We start from the raw sequence: 2798 nt of genomic DNA, 5'->3' as shown, positions 1-2798 counted from the left end.
CCTGTCAGGTGGCCCATTCGGTTTTCGGTATCACCCGCAAGATCGCGCGGCTTCGGGCGCAATCCTACATGGATGCGATCTATTCCGACCTTTACCGGCGCGATCATCTGCCGATTGATGTGGTCATCAGCCCCGAACGCGAGGTGGCCGAAGCGGCCCTGCAGCGGCTGGCAGCCCCTTCGACCTTTGACACCGAAAGCTTTATGAACGGCAAGGCGCAGCTTCTGGGCGTTGCACTCGGCGAGGATTGCCCGGTGTTGAACACGCCCCTGCGGCAGCTCACCGACCTCTTTTCCACCCTGCGGGCCATCGTCGTTGGTATCCGCCGGGAGGGACGCCTGTTTGCGCCCGAACCGGATGATCAGCTGTTCTCAGGCGACCAGATCTATGTCTTCGCCCATGTGGAGGACGTGAACCGGACGCTGGAAATCTTTGGCAAGACCACAAAGAAACAGGAACGCATCGTCATCATCGGCGGCGGCAATGTCGGGTTGGCCGTGGCCCGTGCGCTGGAAAGCCGGACCGACCGGGTCCGGGCCAAGATCATAGAACGCAGCCGGGCACAGGCAGAGCTTGCCGCCGATGCGCTGGAACGGACCATTGTCCTGAACGGCGACGGCATGAATATGGATTTGCTGGCCGAAGCGAATATTGACCGTGCTGACGCGGTTCTTGCCGTGACCGACGACGACAAGACCAACATCCTTGCGGCTGTCCGGGCCAAACAGGCGGGCTGCCCGATGGCCATCGCGCTGATCAACGATCCGACGCTGGTGCCGCTGATGGGGGCCTTGGATATCGACGCCTATATCAATCCGCGTGCCACGACCGTCTCATCGATCCTGCGCCACATCCGCCATGGCCGGGTCCGCGCGATCTATTCCATCGGCGATGCCGAAGCCGAGGTGATCGAGGCGCAGGTCCTGTCGACCTCACCCATCGCGGGCCGCCCGGTGCGCGATATCGAGTTCCCCGAAGGGGTGCTGATGGGGGCCTTGATGAAGGGCGACAAGGTGGTCAAGCCCACAGGCGATACGCGTGTGGATGAAGGCGATGTCATCGCACTCTTCTGCATGGCTGGAGACGTGCCCGAGGTCGAACGGCTGCTGCAAGTCTCCATCGATTTTTTCTGAGCCATGGGCAGGCTGAACCAGATCCCGTTCTTCGTGATCCTGATGGGGATCGGCGCCGGGGCGATGTATGTCCCCGCGGTTCATGGATTGCTCAGCCGTGACTATGCGGTGTCCCGGACATTCTTCTATTCCGGCACGCTTTTCCTGATGGCAACGGTTTTGCTGGCAATCGCAACGGCAGCCAACCGGTCAAACCAACCCGCGCGTGAACAACTTCTGACCCTGCTCGGCACATTCACGATCCTGCCGTTGATGTTCGCCATTCCGTTTTACGAGGCGGTCCCCGGCACGTCGTTCTTCAACGCCTGGTGGGAAATGGTGTCTTCCCTGACGACAACCGGGGCCACCTTGTTCGATCCCGACCGGTTGGCGGGTTCGGTTCATCTCTGGCGGGCGCTTGTCGGATGGTTGGGCGGTTTCTTTATTCTGGTCACAGCTATCGCAATCCTCGCGCCCATGAACCTTGGCGGGTTCGAAGTGCTTTCCGGGGCACCGGCGGGGCAGGGCGTGATGATGGCAGGTGGACAGGCCTCGCGGATCGTTGCCCCCTCGACCCGTCTCTGGCGCTATTCGGTCACGCTGCTACCGGCCTATACCGGGCTGACACTTGTGCTCTGGGTGGCCTTGATCGTCGCGGGGGACAGCGCGCTGGTGGCGGCCTGTCACGCGATGTCGACCCTTGCGACATCAGGGATTTCGCCGGTCGGTGGCATGTCGGGATCCGCATCCGGCGTCGGTGGCGAAGCGCTGATCTTCCTGTTCCTGGTCTTTGCCCTCTCGCGGCGGCTTTACCCGTCAGGTCGCACATTTCAAAGTGGCCAGTATCTGGGCGCCGACCCCGAACTGCGCATGGCGCTTTTGCTGGTTACGGCCGTGCCCGCACTGTTGTTCCTGCGCCATTGGGTCGGGGCGCTGGAGATTGATGAGGTCAGCGACACCGTGGCGGCGCTTGCAGCCCTTTGGGGAACGATCTTCACCGTCCTTTCGTTCCTGACCACGACCGGATTTGAATCCGTCGACTGGGGTCAGGCGCGGGCCTGGTCGGGACTTGCCACGCCCGGCCTGATCCTTGCCGGACTTGCCGTGATCGGCGGCGGTGTGGCCACGACCGCGGGCGGGGTAAAGCTCTTGCGGGTCTACGCACTGTTCCGGCACGGTGAACGCGAGATTGAGCGGCTGGTTCATCCCAATTCGGTCGGTGGCGCGGGAAGCGAAGCCCGCCGCCTGCGGCGTCAGGGGGCACAGATGGCATGGATCTTCTTCATGCTCTTTGCGCTTTCGATCGCGGTCACGATGCTGGCCCTGTCGCTGGCCGGGCTCGATTTCGTCGCCTCGACCACATTCGCGGTGGCCGCGCTGTCGACAACCGGACCTCTGGCCTCGGTCACCGCCGGCACGCCTTTGTCCTGGGCGGATCTTGACAGCGGCGCGCGTGCGATTTTGGCGGCCGCGATGGTTTTGGGACGACTGGAAACACTTGCAATCATCGCTTTGCTCAACCCAGAGTTCTGGCGCAGCTAGGCGGTTCAGAGACAATTGCAAGAATTCCGTAACTTTGGGCTGGAAACTCGGAAAATCTTTCGCATACTCGCGTCAAGCTCCCGGTGCAGCGCCGAGGAGTGTGCAAGCGCGTAAAGAAAACAAAAGGCGACGATAAACATGGCT

The 2798-nt window shown here is 62.0% G+C and carries 2 protein-coding genes; both read left to right on the top strand.

Going from position 1 to position 2798, the window contains the following annotated elements:
* A partial coding sequence (gene trkA / locus WBB85_RS11880) for a Trk system potassium transporter TrkA (protein WP_432638824.1) occupies positions 1–1133 on the top strand: 1133 nt, incomplete at its 5' end.
* Between the two features lie 3 nt (positions 1134–1136).
* A complete protein-coding gene (locus WBB85_RS11875; protein ID WP_432638823.1) occupies positions 1137–2654 on the top strand; it encodes a TrkH family potassium uptake protein in 1518 nt (505 codons plus the stop codon).
* Positions 2655–2798 lie beyond the last annotated feature (144 nt).

Source organism: Albidovulum sp. (assembly GCF_049646345.1).
Classification (GTDB): domain Bacteria; phylum Pseudomonadota; class Alphaproteobacteria; order Rhodobacterales; family Rhodobacteraceae; genus Albidovulum.
This window is presented reverse-complemented; position numbering and strand designations above follow the sequence as displayed.

Excerpts from the sequence above, each read along its gene's own strand:
- WBB85_RS11875 (WP_432638823.1), top strand. The coding sequence starts at position 1,137 with ATGGGCAGGCTGAACCAGATCCCGTTCTTCGTGATCCTGATGGGGATC.